Raw genomic sequence first — 24,923 nt, 5'->3', positions numbered from 1 at the left:
TTAAAGGGAGAAAGTAAATGAAGGCAGTCTTATATATGGTAATTCCGTGTTATAATGAGGAAGAAGTTTTACCGGTAACTTCCGGTCTGTTTTTAGAGGAATTACAGTTGCTGATCGAAAAAGAAAAGATAAGTGAAGAGAGCCGCATCCTTTTTGTCAATGACGGGAGTAAGGACCGAACATGGGAGATTATAGAAGGACTTGCCAGGGAGAATCCACACTTTATTGGAATCTGTCAGAGCCGCAACAGAGGACATCAGAATGCAGTCCTTGCAGGACTGATGGAGGCAAAAGATGTCAGTGACATTACGATATCGATCGATTGTGACGGGCAGGATGATATCGCAACGATGGAAGCGATGGTGGATGCTTACTATGACGGGGCGGAAGTGGTCTATGGTGTCAGAAGCAGCCGTGATACGGATACCTTCTTTAAGCGATTTACGGCACAGGCTTTTTATAAGGTCTTAATGCGGATGGGGGTGGAAACCGTTTATAATCATGCAGATTACCGGCTGATATCGGCGAGGGTATTAAAGGAATTTGCAGGTTTTAAAGAGGTAAATTTATTTCTGCGCGGGATGATCCCGCTGGTTGGATTCAAGAGTACGAGTGTTTTTTATGAGAGGCATGAGAGGATCGCAGGGGAATCGCATTATCCGCTCGCAAAGATGGTCAATCTGGCGATTGACGGGATCACGAGCTTAAGTGTAAAACCGCTCCGTCTTATTTCAGGTCTTGGAATTGGCGTGTCTGTGTTAAGTTTTGTTGGAGTTTTATGGGCCGTTATTACACAGATCTGCGGCAGAACGGTGACCGGATGGGCAAGTACCGTCTGTGTGATCTGTTTTATGGGAGGTGTACAGCTTGTCTGTCTTGGCGTGCTGGGCGAATATATTGGAAAAATTTACATGGAAGTCAAGGCAAGGCCGCGCTATATCATCAGCGAGCGTACCTGGACGAAACAAAATGAGGATGAAGAAAAAGGAGAATAGAGAAACAAATGAAGATTTCATTGATTGTTCCATGCTATAACGAGCAGGAAGCATTACCGATCTTTTATCGGGAAACCAAAAAAGTTATGGAGTCCATGGACTGTGATTATGAAATGATTTTTGTCAATGACGGGTCAAAGGATGGAACACTGGAGCTTTTGAAAGAGTTTGCAAAAGAAGATACACATGTGACCTATATCGGATTTTCCAGAAATTTTGGAAAGGAAGCGGCTATGTATGCCGGTTTTTGCAATGTGACCGGGGATTATGCGGCAGTCATGGATGCGGATATGCAGGATCCTCCGTCATTATTACCACAAATGCTTGATATATTAGAGAATCAGGGGTATGACAGCGTGGCAACGCGCCGTGCTACAAGAAAAGGAGAACCGGTGATAAGAAGCTGGTTTGCAAGAATGTTTTACCGTCTGATCAATAAGATTTCGGATGCGGATATTGTGGATGGTGCGAGAGATTTCCGACTGATGAAACGCAGCATGGTTGATGCGATCGTCGAGATGGGAGAGTACAACCGTTTTTCAAAAGGAATTTTTGGGTGGATCGGTTTTAAGACATACTGGCTTCCATATGAGAACGTTAACCGTGTGGCAGGGGAAACAAAGTGGAGTTTCTGGAAACTGTTTCGCTATGCGATTGATGGTGTGATTAACTTTTCACAGGCACCGCTTTCCGTGGCATCCTGGTTTGGAATGTTTATGACATTTGTTTCGTTTATCGCAGTTGTGTTTATCATTATCCGTAAACTGATCTTTGGTGATCCGGTCGATGGCTGGGCATCAACCGTATGTATTATTACGCTGATCGGCGGCATACAGTTATTCTGTATGGGAATTATGGGACAGTATATTGCAAAAACATATCTGGAAGTCAAAAAAAGACCACACTATATCGTTTCGGACACAAACCGTGAGGATATGGAAAAAGTGAAATAGTGTCAAAGATAAGCAGGAGGTTAGGTATGAAGAAAAAGGTATTGGCAGTGTTTATGGCAGTCTTTGTCACTGTGGGGACTGTGCTTGCACCGGCGGAGACCGGTTCTGTTTATGCGGCACAGATTACAGAAGAGCAGACGGAGGAGATTACGCCGGAAACGGAAACAGAACTTCAGAAAGAAGTGCAGAGTGAGGAAACTGAAACCGAAACTGGGACGGAGCAGGCTGACGCAGAGGACAAAGATACAGAAAATGCGAGTCAGACGGAGCAGAAAGCCGGTGTGACACAGAGTGAAGCAACGGAAATTGAAGTGTCAGAAACGGCGGAGACTGAGGAAGTGGAGACTAAGACGGCCGGGGAAACAGAAACACTGGAAACGCAGACGGTGGAGGAGACAGAAATACTGGAAACCGAAGAGGTCGAAGAAACTGAGGAGGCGGAAACCAGGGCGGCTGCACTTACAGGAATGCCGACAGGTCTTATGCCGTTTGAAGCAGTTGGTGAAATCACACTGGATGGCGAAACTGCGGAAGAGGAAGAAGCAGAAAATATTTTAAAATCATCTGCTTATTATAACAGTACCTGGGAAAAATATGGAAGTTATTATTTTTATAATCAGTTAAGCAGTAAGGAAAAGGCATACTGGGATGCTTTGAATAAAGTTTGTTTAAAGTATATGACAACACAGGCAGATGCAGCAAAATACAATATCAGTGGGACAACTTACTATTATATTGATATAGTAGGCAGCAGTTCGCTGTCATTATCGCAGATGGAGGAGGTATATCAGATCTTCCGTTATTCAAATCCACAGTACTATTTCTTAAAGAGTGCATACTTAAAAAATGGAACTTATGGTATTGCAGGCTGTGTTTATCCTGCATTTGCAAATGGTTCCGCACGTGCAGCTACAACAAAAAAAGTGCAGAGTCAGGTTTCATCCTGGCAGAAGAAGATCGATGCCTGCTCAACAGATGAGAAAAAGGTAAAAATGATCCATGATCTGATCATTGATAAAGTGGAATATAACCAGACCTTATATGATAATAATTTTAAAGATGAGGATACGGCATATTCCCAGTCTGCCTACAGTGTATTTTGCACAGATCTGACGGTATGTGCGGGATATTCACAGGCATTTGAGATGATGTGCAATGGCTCAGGAATCGATGCCGTAGCAGTAACAAGTTACTATCACGAGTGGAATAAAGTGCGTCTTAACGATTCCTGGTACAATGTAGACTGTACATGGGATGATGCGGACGGAACCATTTACTATGGTTATTTTGAAAGAAGCGATAATTATTATGATACAGTAAATTATAGTTCCTATGTTTTCCATGCGGAAGAAGATATCTGGGAGGGTTACCTGCCGGCATGTACGATCGATTCCGGGGCGACATCCACAGCACCGGGAACGATTGCCACAATCACTCAGACAGTAGCAAAGCCAGTTATTTCAGCGTCGGTAAGCGGTACCTCCTATAAAGTAAAAATAACATCGAAAACATCTGGAGCAGTTATTTATTATACCACAGACGGAAGTGAGCCAAATGCGGCATATTCAAAGGGCACACGTTATACGGGAGCATTTACAGTTTCCCCTGGTAAGACGGTGAAGGCAGTTGCAGTCTGCAATAAATATGCGGACAGCAGTGTTTCATCGAAGAAACTCGCAAAGCTGACAACTTATAAGATCACATTCAAGAGCAATGGCGGCAAGGGAAGCATGAGCAAGCAGAGTATGGCAAAGGGTGTTTCCACCGCGATCTCAAAAAATAAGTTTTCCAGGAAATATTATACGTTTACAGGCTGGAATACCAAGGCAAACGGAAAAGGTAAGTCTTATAAAAACAAAGCAAAGATCAAGCTCACGAAGAACATTACACTGTATGCACAGTGGAAACTTACGAAATATAAGATTACCTATAAATTAAATGGTGGAAAAAATGCCAAAAAGAATCCGACTGCATATACATACAAGACTTCGACGATCAAACTGAAAAATCCGACAAGAAAAGGATATGTATTTAAGGGATGGTATTTAGATAAGAAATTTAAAAAGAAAGTTACTGTCATCAATAAAGGAAGCAGCGGAAATAAGACACTGTATGCAAAGTGGAAAAAGAAGTAATTTATGAATTACAGCTTTTTACCTTAAGGTTTTCTTAAAACGTGAAAATAAGATAGTAAAAAAGTCTTAAAAAGTGGTATAATAACAGAAACGGTGCAAAAGAGCACAAAATAATTACGTTGAGAGGTATTTAGTTTGAAGAAAAGAGCGATTTTAATGCTGACTGCGCTTGCAATGGCGGCATCTATGGCAGCATGCGGCGACAAAAAAACAGACGAGACGGCGGCTGATTCGACAGAAGTTGCCATGACAGAGGCTGGAACAGAGTCAACAGAGGCTGAAACCGAGAGTGAGGAAGTACTTCCGGAGGGAATGTACCGCAGTGAGCTGACAAACGAGCTGATTGATGAGAGTCTTAAAAATCAGAGACCGATCGCAGTTATGGTGGACAATGAGTCTATTGCACTGCCACATTACGGTTTATCACAGGCAGACGTTGTCTATGAGATGATGAACAGCACATTAAACGGCAGAATCACCAGATTTATGGTACTTGTCAAAGACTGGGAAAACATCAAACAGTTAGGAAGCATCCGAAGTGTGCGTCCGACGAATATCCTGATTGCATCCGAGTGGAATGCAGTCATCTGTCATGATGGCGGTCCATTCTATATTGATGAATATATGGCAGATCCGAGTGTGGATAATTTTAGTGGTACATTCTCACGTGTGGATAACGGCAAATCAAGAGAATATACCGAATATATCTTACCGGGAGATTTAGACAAGAACTTCGAAAACAGTGGTGTTTCAAAAGAATATACTTCTTATTATGAGGGACCGCATTACCAGTTTGCAAGTGAGAGTAATCCGGTAGATCTTTCTTCTGCATCCGATGCAATCGATGCCAATACCGTGGATCTTCCGTTCCCACACAATGGTTCTTATTTAGAGTACAATGCGGATGACCAGCTTTACTACTACTCAGAGTATGGTAAAGCACATGTAGATCCGGGTAACGACAACAAACAGCTCTGCTTTAAGAATCTTCTGATCCAGAGCTGCGGATATACCCAGTATGATGAACACGGTTATCTGATTTTCGACTGTGTCAGCCAGGGCGGTGGATATTATGTGACCAATGGAAAAGCGATTCCGGTTACCTGGAAGAAAGAGAAGATGACTTCTCCGACACGCTACTATGATGCAGCAGGCAATGAGATCAAGATTAATACCGGCAAAACTTATGTAGGATTTGTCCCGGTGGATGACTGGCTTGATCTTGTAATTGAATAATAAAGTGATAACGTAAAAAGATCTGTGCTTCAGAAATGGAGTGCGGATCTTTTTTTGTATTGTTATTTAGGCTTTTAAAATCGCGCGTTTTGCGGTAAAATGAAAAATATATGTGGTCAAAAACAAACCTCACGAGTCAGCAGGAAAATAATAGAATGAAAAACGGAGAATATGCAGTGGAAGAAAAGAAAGTTGCAACAGACAGGGAATATACGGTATGGGAGATCCTGCAGGGAAATCTTAAGGTATGGTGGCTGATGCTTTTTGGTGCATTGGCGGGAGCACTGCTTTTGGGGGGCTACAAATATTACTCGAACCGTTCTTTTGTTTCCGAGAAAAATTATGAGGATGATTACCGCGTTATGGCCTCTCTGATGGTGGAAGAATACAGCGGGGAGAGTGCCGCAGAGCGTGTCGGTACGGTGATCACGGTGGCAGAAAGCCGCAGCACTTATGAGAAGATGAAGCAGCTAAGCGGTTATGATATGGAATATCTGGCATATCAGGATATGTTTGACTTAGAGCAGAATACTTCCTCGGATGTGATGACAGTGCATGTCAAATATCCGAGAACTTATGGGACATTCTCACTGGAAAATGAAGAAGATGCTTTGGAATTTGCAGGTTATCTGTTGGAGGCAGTCAAAGATACCGTACGGGACAGCATTGGTAAAAACGGAGTGCATGTGTTAGATGAGCCGTATGTGGCAGATGCCCAAAAAAGGTATCTCGCCTATGCCCCGACGATACAGGAGTTTAAGCGGGAGATTGCCAAGGCAGCTGTGGCGGGAGCATTTTTTGGTGTTATTGTAGAAGTAGCGGTTTATGCGGGCGTACAGGTGTCCGGCAAAAAAGAACGGAATTTTGAGGGATAACATATGAACACGGTACGAACATTTTTAAAAAATGCTGACGTTAAAAAAATCGGCGTTGTCTCTTTTTATGCATATTTTGCAATCAATATTCTGATGAAGGCATTTTCCTATGATCACGGGGACAATATCTATAAATGGTTTTTCTATACAGCGATCCTGTTCTGGGGGATTAAAATGGTTTTTACGACCTACACCATGTGGGAAGTATTCTGGATCACAGTTATGATGGGAATCGGAGTGATGCTTTCTGTGATCACAAGACAGAATATGTGGCTGCTGTCGATCATGACGGTAGTGGCGATGAAGAACTGCCGTTTTTCGGTGATTGCACAGATCGCAGTCTGGATCCGCTGTGTGGCGGCGGTGATACTGTCAGGTGGTTCCCTGATCGGAATTTTTGATATCGGTGAAAAGACAAAACTCGATTCCGGCTATGTGGAACAGCATGTATATGGGTTTGCCATGGGAGAGCCTAATACCGCATTTCTGACGGTATTTTTGGCGTTACTTTTAGTATTATACTATAATTATGAGAAATTAAATGTCCTGTGGTGCGGAGTGACATCATTGATCGCACTTGTTTTTTACAAGATGACATTTTGCAGGACGGGAGTGCTTGTATTCTTTTTCTGCTGGGTGCTGATCTTATTTGATAAAGTTGTAAAAAGTAAAAAAATAAAATCGGTTCTGGTGTGCTCTGTACCGGTCGGTGCAGCATTTTCACTGTTTACGACACTGTTTTATAATGGAAAACATGCGCTGCTTTATAAGATTAATCATCTGGTGTCGGGAAGAGTATACATCATGAATACCTATTATAAAGATCAGGGGCTATCGCTGTTTCCGCGGACACAGGAGATTTTCTATACAAGTTATCATGGACTGGTCGATAACAGTTACATGCATGTGACTTTTTATGCAGGCATCCTTGTAGCAGTGCTTTTCTTTGTAATTATCTTAAAAACCATGTTAAGATTGTACCGGATGGAGTGTTACAAAGAGCTTGTGATGATTGGTACTCTGGCGTTGTACGGTGTGTTAGAGCAGTTTGTATTAAACGGATTTATGAATATATTTTTACTTCTGTGCGGAATATTATTGTATCCGGGCATAGTGGAGGAAAAACATGAAAAATAATATTTATGTGTTAAATCAGAGGCAGGATGAAACATTTGATGCTGCGGGGAAAGCCATGCGTGACGTATTTTCCGTGCTTGCGGACAAAAAGGCGAAGATCATCTGGAGCGTACCAAAACATTGCAGTAAATATTTAAAACTGCTGGATCTGCCTTATCTGGTTTTGTTTTTGCTGTTTTGCGTGAAAAAAAGCGACAGCGTATTTTATTCGATCCCGGAGAATCATTTAAAAATCCGTCTGCTGAAAAGGTTGCAGCTCCTGAAAAAGTACCGGATCATCTGTTTTATCAATGATCTGAACGCATTCCGCTATGACGGACAGAACGATGGAGATCCCGGTGAGGTAAGGGCACTTGCCGCGGCAGATAAAATCCTTGCACCGAATGTCAATACTGTTTCCATGTTAAAGAAAAACGGTATTTCTTCAGACATGATACCGGTCGGAATCTGGGATTACCGGATGAATGAGACACAGATCGCTAAAATCCGTGAAATATCGCATGCACACAAAAAAGAAAATGAAGTAAAAATTGCATTTGCCGGCAATTTAAACAAATCAGAATTTTTATCTGTCATGGAGATACCTTCTGATGTCAGAATGGAATTATGGGGAAAACTTGATCAGGAGCGTGAAAAAACGCTGGCAGATGGGTGTTATTATCACGGAATATTGTCTTCCGATGAGATACCGTTCGCAGTTGCAGAGATGGATTATGGATTAGTCTGGGATGGCAGCGGAAAAGATGAGATCGAAGGCGGCCTGGGTGAATACCTTCGATATAATAACTCACACAAATGTGCATTATACCTTGCGTCCGGCATTCCGGTCATTGTATGGAGCCGGTCGGGAATGGCAAATTTTGTCAGGGAACATGCCTGCGGTATTACGATTGACCGCCTTGGCGATCTGGATCAGGCAATTCATACGGCAGATTATGAAAAACTCAAAGAAGCAGCCCTTGCGGTTGCACCGAAACTGTGGGAAGGCTATTATCTGAGCCAGGCGATAGATTCGGCCTGCGGATAAGTTTCGTATTCACACACAAAGGAGAAAAAAGTTATGAAAAAGAAATACTACCTCGAGGTCATCCGTATTCTCGCAATTTTGATGGTTATGTACAATCATTCTGCAGCATTTATGTCATTTTCCAATCAAAGTGGCGTAGAATATGCAATATCGTTTCTGTTTTCCATGGTATGCAAAGGTGCGGTGCCTTTGTTTTTCATGGTATCCGGAGCACTGTTGCTTGGAAAAAATGAAAGTGGGAAAGATCTGTTTCAAAAAAGAATTCTGCGCATGATTCTTGTAATTGTGATATTCTCGTTCCTGTATTATATGAAACTGGTTTTAAAAGGAGAACGTCCTTTTGCACCGTTTTCGTTTCTGCTGTCACTGCCGACGGATCTGGTATATCTGCCGTACTGGTTTTTATACAGTTATCTCGGTGTGCTTACGATTTTGCCGATCCTGCGCCCACTGGCACAGAATATGTCGAAAAATACCTTCTGGTATCTGATCATTTTACAGATATTGCTGGACTGCCTGAAACCGACAGCATGGGTATTATGGGGATACGGACTCTGCGGTTATTATAATTTTAGCGGACTGTTCCAGTATGTCATTTTTTATCCACTGATCGGATATGGACTGGATCAGTATTTCAGTGAAACGAAGTTTCTGACGCCGAAGAATATCGGCCGGAATCTTGCTGTGTTTGTGGCAGCGGTTCTTACACAGATGATGGTATATAAAGACTATCTTTCAGTGGGAAATTATCAGGAAGTATACCTTGGAACATGGCTGTCTGTCCCGGTCATAGTTATATTCTTAAATACGAAACTTCTCTTTCAGGAAGAACGGCTATCAGAGCGGACAAAAAAGATTCTCGTCAGTGTCGGAGGCTGCGTATTTGGCTGTTATCTTCTTGGTGGATTTATTGGAACCGGAGGAAGGCTGGATGTCATTGCTGGCACGTTAACCCCGGTAACCGGGATGCTGCCGGCATATATCATTGAGATTATAATTGCATTCTTAATTGAAGTAGCAGTTACGTTAGTTTTGAAGAAATTACCGGTATTCCGGAAATTGTTGTAGGGAAAATAGGGATTGGATGTTTGGAACAAAAGGTGTATCGGGGTTAGTGAAAGGCAAATTGCACAAAACAGCCCGGGGTTCCGCGAATCCGGCGCCGCCAAAGCACTCGGACACACCTTTTTTCGTCCCTCAGTCATCAACCGCAGCTATGCAAAAAAGCACGTTTTTCCACTAACCGGAAACCCGTGCTTTTCGTTACTTTTAATAAAAAATCAACCAATAAAATACGTGAGTAGTCTTCGGACAACACCTCTTACCGCATTCACACCCCACATCACCACGGCATTGACCACATTCACGAGCCAAGGCTCCAGTCGTCCAATCGTCGCTTTCCGCACCTCGTTCAACAGACACGCAATGATCATAATTGCAAGCGCATAACCGATCGCAAGGAATACTAAAAACCACGATCCGGCATACGGTTTAAAATCGATCCATTTTAACAGAAATGTCTGAACCGTTCCATCTAACACATAGACCGCGAGCACATTTCCGGCAGCACGGTTGATGAAACGGCTGTGAAAATTTAATTCACGAAACAGCAGTAAAACCATGACAGAACCAAATATAATGAAAATCGAACAGTCGCGGCAGAACGTTGTATAGAGCTTTCCACGGACAAAGGTCAGCGAACTGTCAGCGAGGAAAATAAAACCGATACTGAGGAAAAGTCCAAGGAACAGGCGTCCGGTGTTATGGCTGCGGTTATGATAAAGCGCAAGGTAGCGTCCGAGCAGATAGATCATAACCATGTGGACTAATCCTTTTCCACCGTCCTGCATAATTTCAAAGAATCCGAAGGTTGGGATTACGGAGAAAAGAAGCAGTAAGACGGCGAGCAGTTTTTCAAAGTTTTCCTTTGACAGCTTTTCCGGGATCTGGTTTAAAAATGGTGTTAAAAAGCAGAGGAAAAAGTAACAGCTGATAAACCAGTAATATCTTGAAATTACCGGAATACAGGATTTGATCAGTGCTTTTATACCCAGATTTCCAACTGCGATCGTACCAAATATTGTGAAAAAGATGATCATAAGGTCGAGCCGGATCAGTTTTTTGAAGTCAAAACGGATGCCGAAATAACCGGAGAGCAGGATAAAGCAGGTAACTCCCATATTAAAGACGGAGTTAACCAGTACATGGATCTCTGTGTTAAAAAATGATACGGAAGTGTCGATTCCGCCGAAAGTGTGCATCATCAGAATTCCGAAAATGCATAATAAACGTAATAATTCAAAATTAGAAGAACGATCTTTTGACATAACAAACCTCATTTCCCGTCAGATCAGACATTTTTACTGCGTTTGATCTTTAGTTTCTGCTGCCATTTTGTATTGCCATGTTTGATGTCTGCAAGTCTTCCGCGGCATTTCAACATGTATGTTACAAACTTCGCGTGTGCAGAATAGGACTGGTTTTCATAGACACCTTCCATAAAGATTTTTGTAATGTCGACAAAGTGAAGATTTAAAAACCAGGTTTTTTCATGACCGTCGATCGTATAGCAGTAAGGCCTGCCATCTTCCCAGTGCAGATTCTTTACGCTTAAGCGTTTGATATACTCATACTGGTGTTCTAAGTAACCGGAAGATTCACCCACGGAATTATCAAATACACCGTGGTCCGCATCGTCCTTTAACAGGTTTAAATATTCCCCTTCCGGAAGGGAAGAAACCCACAGATGTAATAGTGCCATCTCGCCGACACCGCCGTACATGCCGAATTTGCGGTGGACATCCCACTTTTTCATCAGGAAATCTTTGTGATTTGCATACATATCGATGCAGAAATCCGTAAATTCGCGAAGTCCCTGTGTGGTAAAATAGGAAAATCCTGCACAGGTTTTCCATTTCAGCCCGTTTCCTTTTTCAAGCATTGCAAAATCCTGTAAAAGGGGGGTTTCAGCAGCCACTTTGCAGTGACGGAACGGCTCATATTCACTGACATTTAAGTAAAGCAGAACGTCACTGTCGATAATGACACACTCCTCAAAGGAGTTGCGCTCTAAGTATTCCAGTATCAGGAAGAAGCGCTTAAAGATGCCCTCTGCCCATGCGGTCGGATATGTGGAAAGATTCTCAAAGACAGCATGAAATTTTGTCCATTTTTCGGTAATGAAGTCATTGGCATTGTGCCAGTCGTCACACCACGCTTTGTTATATTCATCGCCTAGCAAAACAACTTTTTCATTATATTTTTTTGCCTGTGCGATACAGTATTTTAAGTATTCCTGGTTCTTCTTCCCCGCAGCCTGAGCCTTTTCTCCGGTTTCGTGATGAACCATAACAGGAATGATCTTGCTCATAATAGTTTCCCCCTTAGCTATTCTTTTTTCCAGTAGGTGCCGCCTTCCACGTCACCACTTCCTTTTGGAACTTCGCTTGCCATCGGATAATGCCAGTAATCGTTATACATGGCGACGATATCCGGTTCTTCTTCATCCCAGCGTCTTCCTTTTAAACCAAACAATATCTGCAGACAACCACCGAGATGGATCGCCTGTTTGCCCATTTTTTTGATGTGGGCGGCCAGCGGATAGCCGTAGGCACCACAGCCAAGCAGGGCGATGTCAAAGTCAATTTTTTCACATTCTCCGCACATATAGTCAAGTGCGTCAAACCATGTGGAAAAACGCGGATCTACAGCGCTGCCAGCAGTCTGTACAGCTTTTAAGGTCTTTAATTCGAACTCCGGCAGGATATCCGTGCCTGGGAAGAGTTTGTCAAAATGTTTATACTGATCCTGGATCGACTCTTCAAACGGATGAATGACAAGTACCTTTTTCCCGGCAAGTGCAGCAGACCATGGGTTTTTGCTGCGCCATGGCTCTAAAGAGATCAGCCGGCAGGTTGCGCTTAGATCGTTACAGTATCTGCGGATGTAATAATCCTCACAGGCATTCTGCCATAAACCTAAAATATCGGTCTGCCGGCAGGCGTCCTTCATGATATCGTTAAAACGTGGCAGAAGGGATGTATCATTGGGGAAAAAACCGGCGCAGGTAAAAAGCTGTTCGCAGGCTTTCTCTTTTTTGTTTTCCATATGAAATTCGGCAACACGCATATTGAAAAGTTCAACGGCACCAAAGCGGCCCATCATAAATGGTCTGCCGGACTTGATGAGTTCTGCCGTGTATGTGTTTAAGGCATCCGTATCATAAAAAGGTTTACCGACATAATGACGGTAAAGAAAATCCGGGTCACCTGTTGCCTGCCGCAGTTTGTTACGCAGACAGTATTTTAACTGATAATAAGAGGCTCCGAGGATTGTACCCATCTTAAGAACACTCCTTTCTGGTCACAGTACATAGATATAAACATCATAAACAATGCTTCCTGTGGTGTCAAGGAAAATGGAATGGCGCCGGGAATCTACTGTTTGACACGTCCTATACATTTTTGATACAATAAAGATTATATGAAGTTAGGAAAATAATAAATAGAAAAAGGAGAAGATATGAATACGATCAGATGGAAAATGCCGGATCAGTATCTGACTGAGTGGTACCGGAATCTTTCGGGAGCGGTAAAGACAGCTTTTTATGCTGCTTTTGCAGCAGGGCTTGCAGCTCATTTGTATCAGTTCACCAATAAATTATACAATTATGATGAGCTTGCGAATACACCAGGAGGTATCGGATTAAGTACAGAACAGGGAAGATGGCTGTTAAACTGGATGGGGCGTTTTATGCGTTCTGTATTTGGAGGTTCTTATTCACTGCCTTTTTTTAATGGAATCTTTGCACTGCTGTTCCTTGCCTTATCAGCGGGAATGGTCGTATCTGTATTTCAGGTAAGAAACAAACTGACTGCGGGGCTGATCGGAGGACTTATGACAGTATTTCCGGCAGTTGTGTCCATGTACTTTTTTATGTTTCTGGCACTTTATTATGCAATAGGCATTTTTTTCAGTGTGTTTGCTGCGTGGCTCACTGTGAAATATCCGAAAAATATCATTGCAAATATAGCAGCAGTGGTAATGATTGCATGTTCCCTTGGTGTATATCAGGCATACTTCCCGGATACTGTGTGCATTCTTCTTATGGTGGTGATTTTAAAAGCAGCATTTGGCGGTGTGAAGGAGAAAAAGGAATGGAAAGAGTTTTTCCTTATGATTGCCAGATTCTTACTGGTGATGGCAGCTGGCGTTGCGGTTTATTTTCTGATCAATAAAGCGGTACTTGCAGTCACACATATACAGCTTACCAGTTATCAGGGTGGCGATACAATGGGAAAGATCACGATCGCACAGCTTATTAGTGCATTAAAATCTTGTTACACCTCATTTTTTGATCTGGGATTTTCCGATGTTATGGGAATCAGCTATAACCGTACCGTAAGACGTCTGATCAAAGTTGTATGGATCTTATTTGCAGCAGGTATTGGTGCTTATCTGGTTTTAAAGAAAAAAGAATATTTAAATAAGGTAATTGTTTTGTGTGGTATAGTGGTGTTTCCGGTAGCGATGTTTTTGATCTATGTGATGGCACCGAATTCCTACTGCTATACGCTGATGGCATATTCAGTTGTATTTTTCTTTGTATTTTTCCTGTTGTGGCTGGATGCATGTTTCCGGAATCTTAAACTGCATGCTCCGGTAAAGAGCATAACAAACTGGGTGTCTGCATTGCTTACGGCGGCATTGGTAATCGTGTTTGTCTGGTACGCAAATGGCAATTACATGGCACTTGAATATACGAAATATCATGATTTTTCCTATGTGCAGACGCTGGTCACCAAGATCCGGAGTGTGGAGGATTATTCGCAGGACAAGCCGGTGATCGTGGTGGGAACACAGATTAATGACAGTACGAATGGTATGGGAAGTCTGATCGGTGATACTTTTACCGTTGGAGGAAAAGCAGATACGAACCTTGGATATAACTCTTTGCTGTATCTGATGTCTGATTATCTTGGATTTTCGCCATATTATGGAACTTATGAGGAGATCCAGAACTGGATGCAGAGAGAGGTTGTCAGGGAAATGCCATCCTATCCGGCGGATGGATCTATTCAGGTGATTGACGATACGATTATTGTAAAACTGTCTGATTATGAAATAAATTAAGGAACGATTGGATGAAAAAGTATTTATATCTCATGAGAGTACATCATTATATCAAAAACATACTGATTTTTATGCCACTGATTTTCAGTGGAAATCTGACAGACCGGCGTAAGTTTACGGCAACACTGCTTGGAATGATCGCATTTTCACTGGTCACATCTGCGGTCTATATCATCAATGATATCAGGGATGCGGAAAAAGACAGGATGCATCCGACAAAGAAAAATCGCCCGATCGCATCCGGCGCAGTCACACCGTTTCACGCAGTAGTGCTGATGGTGTTCATTCTGATCGCAGCAGAGGTACTGCTTGTGGTGTCAGATGCGACAGCGGGCAGTTATGCGCTGGTAATTTTATATCTGTTTATCAATGTGGCATATAGTATGGGACTTAAGGATGTACCGCTTTTAGATGTGACAATTCTTGCTTCCGGATTTTTGCTGCGCGTGCTTTTCGGTGCGGTCCTGACAGGGACGGAAGTGTCTGAATGGCTGTATCTGACTGTACTTTCCGGTGCGTTTTATTTTAGTCTTGGAAAAAGACGCAACGAGCTGCAGAAGAAAAAGGACGGGGATACCCGCAAGGTGCTTAAATATTATACGAGAGATTTCCTGGACAAAAATATGTATATGTGCCTGGCACTGCTCAATACATTTTATGCATTATGGTGTAAGGATATTACCAATGCCGGCATGGAATATGCAATGTGGACGGTGCCGATCGTGATTTTGATCTGTATGAAGTACAGTCTGACGGTGGAGGGGAATTCGGAGGGAGATCCTGTGGAGGTCCTTTTACATGACAGGGTACTGATGGCACTCTGTGTGGTTTATGGTATTGTAATGATAGGTATGCTGTATCTTGGAGCATAGTGTGAAAATAATGCAGGAATGGAGATTTTATGAAACGGACATATAAATTTTTCTGGATCATTCTGATCGCACTGATTCCGCTGCTCCCGTCGTCGGGATGGAATTTTAGTATTGATGTCAGTGATGTCGGATTTAACATGAATCAGTACCGGTTTTGTTTTACAGATATGGACAGTACTTATCTGCCGCTGTTTTTGACAAACATTTTGGGCGGATGCCTGTTAAAAGTGTTTGGGATACTGCATATACCGGCTTACATTGGCATGGAGACTGCATGGGCGGCAGTCTGCTTCTACCTGTGTTTCTTATCTTACAGGCTCTATGTGAGATACCGGGAAGATGCGCTGATCCTTCCGGCACTTGCGTTTGCCATGGTGCTTGCAAAATGTAATTTTCATTTCTTTATTTATAATACGGCAGTGGCATTTATGGCACTGACGGGATTGTATTTCCTGATCCGGGCTGTCAATGACAAAAAGTCCGGGATGCTCTTTTTTGCATCGGCATTTTTCATGCTGGCGGCTTTCTGCAAAATATCTTCCATCCTGCAATTTGCTGTGTTTATCGTTCTTTTTTATGATTTTTACCGGAAAAAAGATGTGGCATATTTTGTACGCCAGGTGTTATGGTGCGTGGTGGGTGTTTTGAGTAGTTTTGCGTCAGGGCTTTTTCTCATGTATAAAACATGCGGGATCGGCACTTATTTTCAGATGGTTGCAGATATGTTCTTCTATGCAGGAAATTCAAATGACGGACATACAATCGGTAACATGGTTGTGATCAATTTCAAAGGAACCGTGCGTGGAATCTTATTGCTTGCCGTGCTGTATGTCATTTATCTTGTGGCAAAAAAAGTGAAAAGCCTTGCACCGCTTATCGGATATGGTATGATTGCAGTGGCTGTTCTTTTGTTGGCAGGTGCGGTTTTCGGGGCAGATCAGATCGCAGGATTATCGGTGCTGTATCGCGTGCTTGGAGATTACCTGAACGCAGTAGCTGTGATAAAGGCGATGCTCTATGTATGTATCGTTCTGATTTTAAAAGACAAAGAGGCTTCGGAAGAATTTAAAACCCTTGCATTTGCATCCGGGATGCTTGCAGTGCTGATGCCGATTGGATCGAATGTGGGTATCACACATCTGTGCAATGAAGCTTTTTTTGTACTGCCATATATTGCAATCTGTATCGGAGACAGAATGAAAAAGGCGAAGAGACAGACTGAAGAAACAGTGGAGACAGAGCACAAGCTGCCGGATGTAAGAAATACGGGAAGACTTCTTACCGTCATCTGTGCGATATGGTGTGTGGGTCTGACTGCATCACAGAGTTTTTATATGACAAAGGCGTATTTAAAAGATCAAGAGCCAAAACAGCAGTTCACACTCGATGAACTGCGCGGCATCAGGTATGATACGGATATTGTACAGCCGATGGAAGAAGTGGTAAACTTTATAAAGTCATATGGCAGCGAAAGTGATAAGATGGTTACCTGTGGTGCAATTCCAATCTTACATTATCTGACCGGAAGAGCTCCTTATATTACCGGATGCGGTGGCTGGATTGAGACGGACTACATTACAGCAGAAGAGATAGAGCAGCAGCTTGAGGAGTCTGTTTCGTCAGGCAGCGAACAGGAAGCAATGCCACTTGTGGTTTTTAATAAAACTGCATTGGATGAACAGTCTGAAAAAACAAATGTGGTCTTAATATTTGTAAAAGAAAATTTTTATCAACAGGTATTTGCAAACGGGGAATATGAAGTATATGCAAAAGATAAAAAAAGTAATTGAGCTGTTTGAATGGTTTTGTCAGAATATAATCTGGCTGGTGATGCTTTGCTGTGTCGGTTTTGTAGCAGTTTTGAATCTGCTGTATCGGTCGAAAGTGGCATATGTGTGGACGGAGGATGTGAGCATAGAGCGCACCAGTATCACAGCACTGGTGCTCGCAGTTCTGATTTTTGTGGTATTTTTGATCGCAGGATCTAAAATTCAAAAGATTGATGAAAAAATACTCTTTATTGTATTTACTGTAATTTATATAATTGCAGGGATATACTGGATTGCGAATGTTTCAACGGAATTGCGCATGGATGCGTACAGTGCACATAACGGTTCTGTGCTTATGAGACAGCATGATTTTTCATTTTTAAATCCGGGACAGGATATCTATCTGAATGAACATCAGTTAAGTTTTGTGACCTATGAATATCTGATTGGTTTTATCAGCACGGATGTGCGCTTTTTATATGCGGTCAATCTCCTGCAGATCATAGGGATCAATTTTGTGATCTGGAAGCTGACAGACCGGTGTTTTGGACAAAATCACAAGACAAATCTGTATGTGATACTTTTTTCATTTTTATTTTTGCCACAGTTTTTCTTCCTGGCATTTGCATATGGAATTATTCCGGGATTGTTTTTCATACTTCTGGCATTTTTGTTTCTGGATAAATCTTTGGAGAGCGGCAACTGGAAGCATATGATATTGTGTGTCATTTTTGTAATGCTTGCAGTTATTTTGAAAGGAAATAATATTATAGGATCGATAACGATCGCAATATTGTGTTTTCTTCGGATCTTAAAAGAAAAAAAATGGAGGCTGATCTTACTTGCAGTTCTGGTGATGGTTGTGTCAGTGCTTCCTGGAAAGGCATTCCATGCGTGGTATAACAAAGAAACAGGTGGCGTACTCTGTGGTGGAAAACCAAAGATTTTATGGATTGCAATGGGAACGGAGCCTTATTACAATAATGCAGCAGGCTGGTATAACGGCTGTTCGGACTGGCTCTTTTCGGAAGCAGGATATGACCCGGAGAAAGCAACAGAGCTTGGCAAAGCAAAGATCAGGGATAATATTTATATTTTCCGGCATAATCCGGATACTGCGTATGAGTTTTTCTCCGAAAAACTGGAATCCATGTGGTGTGATCCGATGTATGAATCACTCTGGAGCGGCCCGCTGCCGGATGCAGGGGCAGAAAATAAGACAGAGTTTTTTAATGAACTTTATTCGGGAAAAAGTATAGAACCGCAGATTGCCCTGGCGATGAAGGGATTTGTGATCATGCTGTTTGTTCTTGCAACAATTTTTGTTGCGGATCGAAGAAACAGGAAGTATGATTGTAACTATATTTTTTTATTTTTTACAGGCGGATTTCTTTTGCATATAATATGGGAAGCCAAAAGCCAGTATGTGTATCCGTATGTATTTATCCTGCTGCCCTGCTGTGCAAAGGAAATGGCATTGCTTTCAGAAAAAATCCATTTTCCAGGGAAACACCAGAGGACACAGGAAAAGTGAGAGGTAACAGAGGAATGATTGCAGTAAAAATTGGAGACGGCATGGGAAACCAGCTGTTTAATTATGCCTGCGGATATGCCCAGGCAAGGCGGGATGGCGATTCGCTGGTTCTTGATATTTCAGAATGTGACAATTCTACACTGCGGGATTTTGAACTGGACAAGTTTCATCTGAAATACGATAAAAAGGAATCATTTCCAAACCGTAATTTGGGACAGAAGATTTACAAGAACTTAAGACGTGCGTTAAAATATCATGTGATCAAAGAGCGCGAGGTGTACCATAACCGTGACCACCGGTATGATGTGAATGATATCGATCCGAGAGTTTATAAGAAAAAAGGACTTCGAAATAAATATTTATATGGTTACTGGCAGCACCTTGCCTATTTTGAAGATTATTTAGATGAGATCACTGCGATGATGACGCCGGCTTACGAGCAGAGTGAGACGGTAAAAAAATTACAGGAAGAGTTCAAAAAAACGCCGACCTGTGCCGTGCATGTCAGAGGCGGTGATATCATGGGACCTGCCGGAGCCTATTTTAAACATGCCATGGAACGCATGGAACAGGAAAAGCCGGGAGTACGCTATATTGTGTTTACCAATGATATGGAGCGTGCAGAAGAAGCGCTTGCCCCTGTGCTGGAAAGCCAGAAAAAAGACGCAGTGGGACAGGCAGAAAACAGGCTGGAATTTGTCTCAGAGATGGGAGAATTTTCGGATGTGGATGAATTTTTCCTGATGGCGGCATGCCAGAACCAGATATTGTCCAATAGTACGTTTTCGACATGGGCAGCTTATCTGAATCAGAACCCGGATAAGACGGTCATTATGCCGGATGATCTGTTAAGCGAACGGATGCGGCAGAAAAACTGGATTATTTTAAAGTAAGAAAGGTAAAAGAATGAAAGATTTGGTAAAAAGTGTACTAAAAGTTTTTGATGGAAAGCAGAAGCGCAAGCTTGTCGGAATGATGTTTCTGATACTGATCAATTCCGGTGTCAGCCTGCTTGGTGTTTCGGTGTTATCCCCGTTTATCACAGCGGTGATGAATCCGGAAGAGTTATTGAAAAATGACATCATACGTTCTGTTTATGATGGATTTCACATGCAGAATACCAATCAGCTGATCACGCTGCTCTCGGTGCTGATCATTATCGTGTATATTGCAAAAAATGCGTTTATCATTTTTATCAATAACATGCTGTACTGCTTCTCCTATTATGGAAAACGCGAGATGCAGGACCGCATGATGAAATATTATATCAGCAGAGATTACACATTTTTCTTAAACCACAACAGTGCCGAGCTGATGCGTGATATCAATACGGATCCGGAGATGTTTTATGCGGCGGTGTTAAATATGCTCCAGCTTGCATCAGAACTCTGCGTCAGCCTGATCTTAGTAGGATATCTTTTAGTAAAAGATGCGCTGCTCACCTTAGGCGTTGCGTTTGCGATGGTCGTTATGGTATTTATCTTTATGAAAAAACTGCGCCGAACCTTAGCGCGTTTCGGTGATGACAGAAGAAAATACAACGCCAATATCCTGCAGTGTATGCAGCAGGCGTTCGGCGGTATCAAAGAGATCAAGATCGCAAACCGCGAGGCATATTTTGAAGGGGAATTTGTAAAGCAGAATGGTCTTTACACCTATGTCATCAAACAGAACTCTTTCTTAAGTTCCATTCCGAAACCGATCATGGAAGCACTCTGTATCACGGGACTTATGGCGGCAATCATTGTCCGTATCAACGCGACATCCACAAGCCCGGAGCAGTTTGTCGGAACACTTGCAGTATTTGCGGCAGCAGCATTTGCCCTGCTTCCTTCTGCAAATAAGATGTCTGAATATTTAGGATCGATCATCCATAACGGTGTCGTGATCCACAAGATCGGTGAAGAGTATGCTGCGATCCGCGATATGGAGATCCAGACAGAAAAAGAAGAAAATTACAAAAAAGTAACATTAGACAAAGAAATCAAAGTCGAGGATATGACCTTCCATTACCCGGATACTGAGGATGCGGTATTAGCCCATGTCAATGTGACAATCCCGAAAAACAAGTCCGTTGCATTTATCGGACCGTCCGGTGCCGGAAAGACCACGATGGTCGACCTGATCCTGGGTGTTTTAAAACCGCAGGCCGGAAAGATCACGGTAGATGGTATGGATATCAAAGAATCTTACCGTGGATGGCATGATAAGATCGGTTATATCCCACAGACTATCTACATGTTGGACGATACAATCCGCAATAATATTGCGTTTGGTAAGGTAAAAAGTATTGATGATGCTGAAATATGGGCAGCCTTAAAACAGGCACAGCTGGATGAATTTGTAAAATCCCTTGATGAGGGCTTAGATACCATGATCGGAGAGGCCGGTGTACGCTTATCCGGTGGACAGCGTCAGCGTATCGGTATTGCACGTGCGCTATACCGCAGACCGGAAGTGTTAGTGCTGGATGAGGCAACTTCCGCACTGGATACGGAAACAGAAGCTGCTGTTATGGAAGCAATCGACAGCTTACAGGGTAAGATGACAATGCTGATTATTGCACACCGCCTGTCTACGATCAAAAATTGTGACATGGTATATCAGGTAGAGGGTGGCAGTGTGACAAGGAAAGAGAAGGAAAGCGTATGAGTGAACCGATGATAATCATAGAGCCGTGTGCAGGGCTTGGAAACAGACTGCTTGGTCTGGGTTCTGCTTATGCGGTGGCAGAAAAATTAAACCGCAGGCTGGTCGTGATGTGGAAACGTGAAGTCGGATGCAACATCAGTTTTTCAGAGCTGTTTGATCTGCCGTTTGAGGTGGTGGAGATCAGCGAAAATGGATTTAAGAATGAGCCGGTGGCACAGCTTCTTGGGAATCATGCAAAAAAGAAATGGAGAAAAATGGCAGATCGTTTCTTAGAGTGTGATGATGTGGAACAGATCAAAGAAACGGAAGGGTATGAAGGACTATTCCACCTGATCGAGCAGACACCGGTCATCTATTTAAAAGCATTTGGGCCGATCTGCGAGGTCGGGGCAGAGAGTTATTCCTTTTTAAAGCCAGGCAAAAACATTGAAGAAAAAGGTGACTATCTGTTTCGTGAACTGACTGGAAATTGTGTGGGGGTACATGTGAGAAGGACTGACCATACGGATGCGATCGCAAACAGTCCGCTGGCATTGTTTGCCGAGCGTATGAAAAAAGAACTGGAAGCGGATAAAGAAACATGTTTTTTTGTGGCAACAGATGACAAAGAGGTACGCAGGGAATTGAAAGAATTACTGCCGGATGCAAAGCTGATCTTCCCGCAGTCGGATGTGATCGACCGCGATTCGAAAGAGGGAATTGAGGAAGCATTTGTGGAGATGATCGCACTGTCAAAGTGCAGAAAAATTTTAGGAAGTTATAACAGTACATTCAGTTTACTTCCATCGTATATAGGGAATATACCGCTTGAGACGGTATGCCGGAAGGAATCATAAATATCTGCTAAGATGTTTACAGCATGAAAATGGCAGGAAGAAAAGAAGCAGGGAAAAAATATGGAACTGAAAACATGTAATATTTTAGGCCTTGATATCCTTGTGACGGATATGGAAAAGACCGTAAATCTGATCGAGCAGAATATAGAGCAGCTGCGGGGAAAATATATCTGTGTGGGAAATGTGCACACGACCGTGATGGCGCATGACGATCCGCAGTATCACACGGTACAGGCAGATGCCGCGTTTGTTCTGCCGGATGGCGGGCCGCTTTCCGGTTACAGCAGAAAACACGGATTCCCGGAGGCGGAGCGTGTGACAGGACCGGATCTGATGCTTGCATTATTTGCACGCGATAACGGACTGAAACATTATTTTTACGGGAGCAGTGAGGAGACGCTTGCTCTGTTAAAAGAAAAACTGGCAGAAAAATATCCACATCTTCAGATTGCAGGAATGGTGTCACCGCCGTTTCGCGAGTTGTCCGAAGCGGAAGATAAAGAGATGATCGACCAGATCAATGCATCCGGAGCAGATATCATCTGGGTGGGACTTGGAGCACCGAAGCAGGAAAAATGGATGTATGCTCATAAGGACCATGTAAACGGCGTGATGATCGGTGTCGGGGCAGGCTTTGACTACCATGCCGGAAACATTAAACGTGCGCCGGGCTGGATGCAGAAATTGAGCCTGGAATGGTTATATCGTCTGCTGCAGGATCCGAAGAGATTGTTTAAACGTTATCTGGTCACGAATACACGTTATCTGTGGCTGATTCATCGGAAATAATTATGAAATTTAAATTTAGTATATGAAAGTTGTGAACAATTTAATTCCCTAATAAGTTTCAAATTTTTTTGATTCATAAATATTTATATCAGAAACGAGGTTTAGTATGTGTGGAATTTACGGTGTAGTCAATAAAAAGGTAGACCGGGAACTGGCGATGAAATGCTTAAACACGATGATCCACCGTGGACCGGACGGTTACGGACTGTGGCAGGAGGACGGTGTGACATTAGGACACCGCAGATTATCCATTTTAGATCTTTCCAATGCCGGAAGCCAGCCGATGTCCTATGCAAATGAGCGTTACTGGATGACGTTTAACGGCGAGATCTATAACTTTATCGAGATCCGGGACGAGCTTAAGAAAAAGGGATATACGTTCCGCAGTGCCAGCGACTCCGAAGTCATCATGGCTGCATTTTGTGAGTGGGGTGAATCCTGTGTGGAACGCTTCAACGGTATGTGGACATTTGCCATCTGGGATAAACAGACAAAACAGCTTTTCATTTCCAGAGACCGTTTTGGAGTAAAACCGTTATTTTATGCCGAACTGCCGGATGGTGGTTTTGCGTTTGCATCGGAGATGAAAGTAATTCTGCCGCTTTTGCCTAAGGTAGAAGCAAACAAGCCGATGTTCGACCGCTACTTTGCAGACAATCATTATGAGTCACAGCCGGAGTGTCTGATCCGTGGAATCAAACGGTTCCCGGCAGGCCACAATGCATGGGTAAAAGACGGAAAGATTACACTGAAACGCTACTGGAATACCTTAGATCATCTGATCAGCGTACCGGATTCCTATGAGGAACAGGTAGAGCAGTTCCGCGAATTGTTTCTGGATGCCTGCAAGATCCGCATGAGAAGTGATGTGACACTTGGTACCGGACTTTCCGGAGGACTTGATTCTTCCGCTGTTATCTGCGCAATGTCCTATATTTCCAAAAACATGACAGATGAGCGCGCCAACAATGACTGGCAGCACGCTTATGTGGCATGTTTTCCGGGAACGGCGCAGGATGAAACAAAATATGCAAAACAGGTGACGGATTATCTTGGAATCAGCCATACCTTTATGAACATTGATTCCGCAGTTTCAGAGCGTGAGTTTTTGCGCCAGCTTTACTGTTTTGAAGAACTCTGGGGCAATCCACAGGTGCCGATGATGGAGCTCTACAAAAAAGAGAGAGAGATGGGAACCACTGTTTCCCTTGACGGACATGCGGCGGATGAGCTGTTTGCGGGATATGGATTTGATGTGTTAAAAGCATACCCGGATGCAAAGACAAAAGAAGAAATCGACATGATCACGACCGCATATTTAAACCAGGATGCGGAAGACGGAGTGAGTCAGCAGTCAGCTGCATTTAAAAAGCAGAGAAACAGACTCTACCGCGAATATATGTTAAAATACCATGCAAAAAAACTGCTTGGTAAAGAAACTGTAAAGAGTGCGTATTCTGACCATCCGAACTGGAACCGTCTGGATAATCTTAATAAGACATTATTTGTCTCCACACATGAGACGATCCTGCCGACACTGCTGCGCAACTATGACAGGGACAGCATGGCAGCGGGCGTTGAGATCCGTATGCCGTTTCTGGATTACAGGATCGTAGAGTTTGCATTTTCCATTGGATGGCGTTCAAAACTGCACGGAGGTTTTTCGAAATCGATCGTCCGTGATGCGGGCGCAGCTTTTATGCCAAAAGAGATTGCTTACCGCCGTACCAAGCTGGGATTTAATGCTCCGATTCTTGACTGGATGAGGGGACCGTACCGCCAGTTTTTTGAGGATACGGTGGCATCTGCAGACTTTGCAAACTGCAGCCTGATCGATGATCCCGCAAAAGTGCGCAGTGATCTTTCTGATTTTCTTGCAGGTAAAAATGCTTCGTTCCATCAGGCGGCGGACATCTGGAACCGGATTCAGCCGTATCTGTGGGAGCGTGCACTGATTAAACAGGATTGGATACAGGAGTAA

General features: G+C 43.0%; 20 protein-coding genes. 17 read left to right on the top strand and 3 right to left on the bottom strand.

Features of this window, described 5'->3' with window-relative positions; genetic code table 11:
• The first annotated feature begins 17 nt into the window (after window positions 1-17).
• From RIL182_RS16440 to RIL182_RS16405, 8 genes are all read left to right on the top strand, one after another.
• Complete coding sequence (locus tag RIL182_RS16440) at window positions 18-995, top strand: glycosyltransferase family 2 protein (protein WP_006855914.1); 978 nt, start codon at window positions 18-20, stop codon at window positions 993-995.
• A gap of 8 nt (window positions 996-1,003) precedes the next feature.
• Window positions 1,004-1,948, top strand: a complete 945-nt coding sequence (locus tag RIL182_RS16435; RefSeq protein WP_006855913.1) for a glycosyltransferase family 2 protein — start codon at window positions 1,004-1,006, stop codon at window positions 1,946-1,948.
• A gap of 26 nt (window positions 1,949-1,974) precedes the next feature.
• Complete coding sequence (locus tag RIL182_RS16430; RefSeq protein WP_006855912.1) at window positions 1,975-4,083, top strand: InlB B-repeat-containing protein; 2,109 nt, start codon at window positions 1,975-1,977, stop codon at window positions 4,081-4,083.
• A 135-nt stretch (window positions 4,084-4,218) separates the two neighbouring features.
• The gene (locus RIL182_RS16425; protein ID WP_242655475.1) at window positions 4,219-5,319 is read left to right on the top strand and encodes a DUF3048 domain-containing protein; all 1,101 of its coding nucleotides are present in this window, start codon (window positions 4,219-4,221) and stop codon (window positions 5,317-5,319) included.
• Between the two features lie 155 nt (window positions 5,320-5,474).
• Window positions 5,475-6,194 carry a hypothetical protein gene (locus RIL182_RS16420; RefSeq protein ID WP_015521146.1) on the top strand — a complete coding sequence of 240 codons (720 nt, stop codon included), beginning with the start codon at window positions 5,475-5,477 and terminating at the stop codon, window positions 6,192-6,194.
• Between the two features lie 3 nt (window positions 6,195-6,197).
• Complete coding sequence (locus tag RIL182_RS16415; RefSeq protein WP_006855909.1) at window positions 6,198-7,331, top strand: hypothetical protein; 1,134 nt, start codon at window positions 6,198-6,200, stop codon at window positions 7,329-7,331.
• Window positions 7,321-8,358, top strand: coding sequence for a hypothetical protein (locus RIL182_RS16410; protein ID WP_006855908.1), 1,038 nt, complete (start codon window positions 7,321-7,323; stop codon window positions 8,356-8,358). Before RIL182_RS16415 ends, RIL182_RS16410 begins: the two co-directional genes overlap by 11 nt.
• Before the next feature lie 33 nt (window positions 8,359-8,391).
• Complete coding sequence (locus RIL182_RS16405) at window positions 8,392-9,426, top strand: acyltransferase (RefSeq protein WP_006855907.1); 1,035 nt, start codon at window positions 8,392-8,394, stop codon at window positions 9,424-9,426.
• A gap of 212 nt (window positions 9,427-9,638) precedes the next feature.
• On the opposite strand, the gene RIL182_RS16400 is transcribed toward RIL182_RS16405, so the two are convergent.
• From RIL182_RS16400 to RIL182_RS16390, 3 genes are read right to left on the bottom strand one after another with little or no spacing between them, the layout of a single operon-like run.
• Window positions 9,639-10,685 (bottom strand): acyltransferase family protein, encoded by a 1,047-nt coding sequence (locus RIL182_RS16400; protein WP_015559770.1) that lies wholly within the window; start codon window positions 10,683-10,685, stop codon window positions 9,639-9,641.
• A 23-nt stretch (window positions 10,686-10,708) separates the two neighbouring features.
• Window positions 10,709-11,728, bottom strand: coding sequence for an alpha-mannosyltransferase (locus RIL182_RS16395; protein WP_006855905.1), 1,020 nt, complete (start codon window positions 11,726-11,728; stop codon window positions 10,709-10,711).
• 17 nt (window positions 11,729-11,745) lie between these two features.
• The gene (locus RIL182_RS16390; RefSeq protein WP_006855904.1) at window positions 11,746-12,699 is read right to left on the bottom strand and encodes a hypothetical protein; all 954 of its coding nucleotides are present in this window, start codon (window positions 12,697-12,699) and stop codon (window positions 11,746-11,748) included.
• Between the two features lie 180 nt (window positions 12,700-12,879).
• Here RIL182_RS16390 and RIL182_RS16385 point away from each other — a divergent pair, with 180 nt between their 5' ends.
• The 9 genes from RIL182_RS16385 (at window position 12,880) to asnB (ending at window position 24,923) form a co-directional block, all read left to right on the top strand.
• Window positions 12,880-14,490, top strand: coding sequence for a glucosyltransferase domain-containing protein (locus RIL182_RS16385; RefSeq protein WP_006855903.1), 1,611 nt, complete (start codon window positions 12,880-12,882; stop codon window positions 14,488-14,490).
• Between the two features lie 11 nt (window positions 14,491-14,501).
• A complete protein-coding gene (locus RIL182_RS16380; protein WP_006855902.1) occupies window positions 14,502-15,362 on the top strand; it encodes a UbiA prenyltransferase family protein in 861 nt (286 codons plus the stop codon).
• Window positions 15,363-15,391: 29 nt separating this feature from the next.
• Window positions 15,392-17,152 (top strand): hypothetical protein, encoded by a 1,761-nt coding sequence (locus tag RIL182_RS16375; RefSeq protein ID WP_006855901.1) that lies wholly within the window; start codon window positions 15,392-15,394, stop codon window positions 17,150-17,152.
• Window positions 17,127-18,665 (top strand): hypothetical protein, encoded by a 1,539-nt coding sequence (locus tag RIL182_RS21800; protein ID WP_015559774.1) that lies wholly within the window; start codon window positions 17,127-17,129, stop codon window positions 18,663-18,665. The genes RIL182_RS16375 and RIL182_RS21800 overlap by 26 nt, the downstream gene beginning before the upstream one ends.
• A 14-nt stretch (window positions 18,666-18,679) precedes the next feature.
• Window positions 18,680-19,558 carry an alpha-1,2-fucosyltransferase gene (locus RIL182_RS16370; RefSeq protein WP_015559775.1) on the top strand — a complete coding sequence of 293 codons (879 nt, stop codon included), beginning with the start codon at window positions 18,680-18,682 and terminating at the stop codon, window positions 19,556-19,558.
• A 13-nt stretch (window positions 19,559-19,571) separates the two neighbouring features.
• Complete coding sequence (locus RIL182_RS16365) at window positions 19,572-21,317, top strand: ABC transporter ATP-binding protein (protein WP_006855898.1); 1,746 nt, start codon at window positions 19,572-19,574, stop codon at window positions 21,315-21,317.
• Entirely contained in the window at window positions 21,314-22,153 is an 840-nt protein-coding gene (locus RIL182_RS16360) for an O-fucosyltransferase family protein (RefSeq protein ID WP_134523414.1), read from the top strand. The genes RIL182_RS16365 and RIL182_RS16360 overlap by 4 nt, the downstream gene beginning before the upstream one ends.
• A gap of 60 nt (window positions 22,154-22,213) precedes the next feature.
• Window positions 22,214-22,942: a WecB/TagA/CpsF family glycosyltransferase gene (locus tag RIL182_RS16355; RefSeq protein WP_006855895.1), complete on the top strand. Its 729-nt coding sequence runs from the start codon at window positions 22,214-22,216 to the stop codon at window positions 22,940-22,942.
• A gap of 106 nt (window positions 22,943-23,048) precedes the next feature.
• Window positions 23,049-24,923: an asparagine synthase (glutamine-hydrolyzing) gene (gene asnB, locus RIL182_RS16350; protein ID WP_006855894.1), complete on the top strand. Its 1,875-nt coding sequence runs from the start codon at window positions 23,049-23,051 to the stop codon at window positions 24,921-24,923.

The organism is Roseburia intestinalis L1-82, from assembly GCF_900537995.1.
Classification (GTDB): Bacteria; Bacillota; Clostridia; order Lachnospirales; family Lachnospiraceae; genus Roseburia; species Roseburia intestinalis.
This window is presented reverse-complemented; position numbering and strand designations above follow the sequence as displayed.